Below are 4785 nucleotides of genomic sequence, written 5' to 3'. Positions count from 1 at the left end.
TATTTGCATTGGCATTTGGATTATATACCTACGTTAATCCTGTTCCACCTGTTACTGGTGGAACAGGATTAACGTAGGTATATAATCCAAATGCCAATGCAAATATAGCGTCTATAGTTGCTTTTTGCTCCATATATTCTGGTGCAACTGCAACAACAGGTAGATCTGTTACCGGTACATCTCCTAATGCTTTTGAAATTGTTCCAATCAAATCTGCTAGCCTTCCAGTATCGGTACATGTTCCATAGCTTAATACAGGAGGAATATTCAAGAGAGTGCATAATTTCTTTAATCCTGGGCCGGCCATTTCTTTAGCCTCTAAACTACAGAGCCCTCCAACCTGCACTGCACCGTTCCCACATCCAAGGGATAGAACTAATATATCCCTCTTTATCAATTCTTTTACCATCTTTATTGTGTGAACATCTTGCCCCGAATCTCTTAGAGAAGTACACGAAACCATTCCAGCGACACCTCTTATTGTGCCGTCTTTAATTGCATTTAGCAGTGGTTCAATTGTGTCTCCAAGCGTCTCAACTATGCTCTCAGTAGAAAATCCCACGATAGCTTCGCTCATAGGTAATCCAATAACTGGTTCAATTGATGCTCTTCTCTCTTTGAAGTTGTCAATTGCCATTTGTAAAAGTAATCCGGCTTGTTTCTCAGCTTCTTTTGGGAGATAGTCCACTCTATCAGTTATTCCTTCAAATGCCACAAGTTCACTTGCAGGAACCAATTTGAATTTGTATTTTTTTGCATATATTGGATCTATAGGCATGGAACAGTTCATATCTGCAACAAATATATCTATGCATCCGCTTGCCATTATTGCTTCTTGCATGATCCAATTGCCGGTGAATCCATAGAAAACATCATCCATCTCCCATCGTTGGATAATTTCCTGTCCAGTTTCAATATTTGCTATTATTCTAAGACCTTTAGCGCCTACAGCCTTAGCCTTCTGTTGCCATTCTTCTTTTCTTGCAAGTTGAATCATTGCAAATCCCAAGAAAGGTTCATGGCCATTTGGTAAAACATTAACATAATCAGGATCCAAAACTCCAAGATCAACCCTCATTTTATGAGGTCTTGGAATTCCAAAAAGAATGTCTTGAGTAAATTCATTTATGATTTGACTTTGGTATGCCATGGCTATCCCAAGTCTCATTGCCTTTAATGCCAGACTTGCATAGTACCCATCTACGTTTGTTAAACAAGAGCTTGTTGCAAGCATCATTTCCCCGTGAACTCCACCAGGGAATATTCCTAGTTTTTTCCATGTCTCTTTTCTCTCAATCGGAGCTAATATTTCCACAATTTTACTGGGCTCAGAATATTTTCTATTGAAATCTTCTTCGACAAAATCACTGAATCTTAAAGCAATTTCCTTAATAGTGCCTTTAGTATCCACCCCAAGTCTTTCAGCAAATGATTTTAATTTTTCTGGCTCTTTTATTTGAAAAGGTGTTTCATCTTTTGCAGTCGCCTTGAGAGTTTTTATTGTTTGTTCGGTGTGGTAATGATAAGTCGAAGTGCCCAATACGTTTCTCAAGAGCATCATTCTCATAGCCATGCCATCTGCTGTGATTCCACAGACACCTCTTTTATCAATAGAAGCATCAGAACGGCATGGACCATTAGAACAAAGATCGCATCTAACTCCACCTTGACAGAAAGGACATCTTTTGTCAGGGTCCCCTGCAAATCCTTGAGCCTCGTACCTATTCCATATATTTGTTATATTATCATCTTTAATTTTCTCATACATTTTCTTTACAGATTCGTGATAAGATACTCTATCTCCTTCCATTATTATTCCTCACAGATTTATTTTAGAGTTATAATTATATATAAGTTTTGTTAAAAAGTAAAAAAATTAATCTGTCAAGCCTAATAGTATTGCTAGATTATCTTTGGCCTTAAGAGAATGGGGCGCATTCTTAGGCATGAAGATAAATACTCCTGGAGCCATTTCAATCTCTTCATCAGAAAGTGTAAAGGTACCAGTACCACTTAGTACTTGAACTATGCCGGCCTTAGTTGAAGTATGTGTGTCTATATTTGTACCTGCTGATAAACACATCAGAGTATAGTTGTATGTTTTTGACTTTGTCAATACAGTGCTAAAAATTCCTTCTTTAGGGAATTGCATAGTTTTATTCAAATCTTTCCAAAATCCTTTTTCCATTATATCCATTCCTCCTTCAATATATCCCCTTTAATTCCAATTATTATTACTTTTATGGGTATTTTTCTAGTTGCGATATCCAAAGCTTTCTTAGCGATTTGAAGAAGTCCTGAACAACAAGGAACTTCCATCACCATGACAGTTAACGTGTTTATTTTTGCTTCATCAATCATCTTTCTTATTTTCTCAACATAGATTTCTCTATCAGAATCAAGTTTTGGACATGCTATAGTTAAGGTCTTGCCTTTAAGAAAATCTTTGTGGAAATCTCCAATAGAAAAAGCAGTACAATCTGCAGCAAGTAAAACATCTTTTCTAACAAAATATGGCGCATTTGGTGAAACAAGATGAAGTTGTATAGGCCACTGTCTAAGCTGAGAAGATCTCTTTCCTTCTTCATATTCTATCATATCTTCATTTGAAAAATCCTTAATCATGGAACCAGGGCAAGATGCTCCATGCGAATGGTGTTCTTCTTTCATAGGATTCTCTATTTCTTTTTCTTCAAGAACCTCCTCAGCCTGTTTAAGATATTTGTCGGCGCCGTGATCCTTTAAGTGCTGAAGATGGGCTTTAATAGTATTCTTACCCTGTTTTACTATATTTTCCATTACTTTTTTTTCATCGTATTCTTCTGCTTCTCTCTCTTCAACAGATATAGCGCCTTCTGGGCAGTTTCCAATGCAAGCCCCAAGTCCATCGCAAAATAGATCACTTACTAATCTTGCCTTGTCATCTATTATCTGTAGCGCTCCTTCAGGACAATTAGGAACGCAAAGCCCACATCCATTGCACTTTTCTTCATCAATTTTAATTATTTCTCTTTTTGACATTGTAACACCAATATCTTTTCTATACTAAATATATAATAGATACCTATATAAATTAGTAAGTTTCTTATTTGATACTATGGTAGATTGTACTATTTATAATACTCTTGATATTGTTGGTAAAAAATGGTCTCTTCTCATTTTGTTAGAGTTATATAAGGGAAAAGAAAAAGAAAAAAGATTTAATGAATTAAAGAATGGATTAAACATGATCACCCCGAAAATTTTATCTTTACGTCTTTCCGAACTCGAAGAACACGGACTTATCAAGAAAACTATAGATAATTCAAAAGTTCCAATAAAATGTGAATATTCTCTAACTGAAAGTGGTGAAGATTTTATCCGTATAATTCAACAAATAAAAGATTGGGGGCTCAAATGGAAATTTGATAATCCAGAATGCGCATCTACCTATTGTAAGCAGTGCCAATTGGCTCTTGAATAATGCCCCATAGAGATGATGAAAGAAGAAGATCATTTAGCATATATTCTATCAAATACTTTTTAAATCATTATTTTTAATAATGTAGTGATATAATATGAAGAAAAAAGTTCTTTTTTTATGTACGCACAATTCTGCAAGATCGCAAATGGCTGAAGGTCTCTTAAATAGTGTTTGCGGTGATAAATATGAAGCATATAGTGCAGGTTCAACGCCAACTAAAATAAATCCATTTTCCATCCAAGTTTTAAAAGATTTTGGAATTGACATATCAAAACATTACTCAAAAAGTACTGAACAATTTATAGGTAAAAAATTTGAATATGTGGTCACAGTTTGTGATAATGCAAAAGAAATGTGTCCTTTCATTCCCGGTGCAAAAAACTATGTCCATAGGGAATTTGAAGATCCGTCGAGAGTTGAAGGAACAGACAATATTAAGTTAAATGCTTTTAGGAAATCTAGGGATGAAATAAGAGAGTGGATAATCGAATTTTTCTGTGATAAAAATTAACTAATAAACGGAAAAGAAGGTAAAAAAATTTGATGATCAAATGTATCGTTATAAATCAGATAATAAATATTGAAAATGTGACACTTATAGGTTCACATATAGCTTTATTTCTACAGTTCTGAAAATGTGTAATCTGCTAAAAATTTCGCTTCATAGTTTTCTACCTCCTTTTCTAAAAGTTCCATGAAGTTTCCAAGTAACACTGGCTCGAGCTTTCGCCAGAAAGCATGCTCTGGCGTTTCAAGATTGTCCCAGTCAAGGCTCATGTGCGGCCTTACACAGTTGTACCAGTGGATAAAGTCATTAAATGATTTGAATTTCTCACGCTTTCTTTTGTAAAGGTCAAACCATTTCTCTACCTTGCCGTTGGTCTGCGGATGTGCTCTTCCGCATAAGATATGAGTTATGCCATTCTCCTTGCAGAAATCTTCGAAGGGGTGCGTTGCATTGCCTTCCTTGTCCCTTCTGTTAGCATGAAACTCACTCCCTCGATCAGTTATGGCCTCTCGTATCTTCTTGATGTGTGTATATTTGTCTAGAGCCTCTTTTAGAAGCTTTACTGAAGTTTCTGCGCTTTGCCTATCGAATTCTCCGCCAGAAAGGATCTTACGGCTTGCATCATCTAAAACAACGCATATTGAGCTTCCATTTGTGCCAGTTGACCAGTCTAGATGGACTGCAGATAGTGGATATGTTCGCTCATATCTCACCCAAGGCCTTTTTCTGACTCTTTTATTGGACAAATTTCTGCCATTCCTTCCTCCAGGAGAATACGCTGGACTAGATTAACATCAACTCCAATCCCACGCTT

The 4785-nt window shown here is 36.1% G+C and carries 6 protein-coding genes; 2 read left to right on the top strand and 4 right to left on the bottom strand.

Features of this window, described 5'->3' with window-relative positions:
• Window positions 1-28 precede the first annotated feature (28 nt).
• The 3 genes from cooS to KO464_11190 all read right to left on the bottom strand — a co-directional run bounded on the left by cooS (window position 29) and on the right by KO464_11190 (window position 3021).
• Complete coding sequence (gene cooS / locus KO464_11200) at window positions 29-1810, bottom strand: anaerobic carbon-monoxide dehydrogenase catalytic subunit (protein ID MCC7573924.1); 1782 nt, start codon at window positions 1808-1810, stop codon at window positions 29-31.
• Between the two features lie 66 nt (window positions 1811-1876).
• Window positions 1877-2188, bottom strand: a complete 312-nt coding sequence (locus tag KO464_11195) for a cupin domain-containing protein (GenBank protein ID MCC7573923.1) — start codon at window positions 2186-2188, stop codon at window positions 1877-1879.
• Window positions 2188-3021 (bottom strand): 4Fe-4S binding protein, encoded by an 834-nt coding sequence (locus KO464_11190; protein MCC7573922.1) that lies wholly within the window; start codon window positions 3019-3021, stop codon window positions 2188-2190. Before KO464_11190 ends, KO464_11195 begins: the two co-directional genes overlap by 1 nt.
• A gap of 76 nt (window positions 3022-3097) precedes the next feature.
• Between KO464_11190 and KO464_11185 the strand changes: the two genes are divergently transcribed.
• Window positions 3098-3463, top strand: coding sequence for a helix-turn-helix transcriptional regulator (locus KO464_11185; protein MCC7573921.1), 366 nt, complete (start codon window positions 3098-3100; stop codon window positions 3461-3463).
• 94 nt (window positions 3464-3557) lie between these two features.
• The gene (locus KO464_11180) at window positions 3558-3974 is read left to right on the top strand and encodes an arsenate reductase ArsC (protein MCC7573920.1); all 417 of its coding nucleotides are present in this window, start codon (window positions 3558-3560) and stop codon (window positions 3972-3974) included.
• Between the two features lie 110 nt (window positions 3975-4084).
• Here the strand turns inward: KO464_11180 and KO464_11175 are convergent, their stop codons facing one another.
• Window positions 4085-4684 carry a DDE-type integrase/transposase/recombinase gene (locus tag KO464_11175; protein ID MCC7573919.1) on the bottom strand — a complete coding sequence of 200 codons (600 nt, stop codon included), beginning with the start codon at window positions 4682-4684 and terminating at the stop codon, window positions 4085-4087.
• Window positions 4685-4785 lie beyond the last annotated feature (101 nt).

This window comes from Methanofastidiosum sp., assembly GCA_020854815.1.
GTDB lineage: Archaea > Methanobacteriota_B > Thermococci > Methanofastidiosales > Methanofastidiosaceae > Methanofastidiosum.
Note: the sequence above shows the minus strand (reverse complement) of the source record. Positions and strands in the feature narration are given on the sequence as shown.

Bases quoted from the DNA above. Each gene is read 5' to 3' on its own strand.
- cooS (MCC7573924.1), bottom strand. From the start codon at position 1,810: ATGGAAGGAGATAGAGTATCTTATCACGAATCTGTAAAGAAAATGTAT.
- KO464_11195 (MCC7573923.1), bottom strand. From the start codon at position 2,188: ATGGAAAAAGGATTTTGGAAAGATTTGAATAAAACTATGCAATTCCCT.
- KO464_11190 (MCC7573922.1), bottom strand. From the start codon at position 3,021: ATGTCAAAAAGAGAAATAATTAAAATTGATGAAGAAAAGTGCAATGGA.
- KO464_11185 (MCC7573921.1), top strand. From the start codon at position 3,098: ATGGTAGATTGTACTATTTATAATACTCTTGATATTGTTGGTAAAAAA.
- KO464_11180 (MCC7573920.1), top strand. From the start codon at position 3,558: ATGAAGAAAAAAGTTCTTTTTTTATGTACGCACAATTCTGCAAGATCG.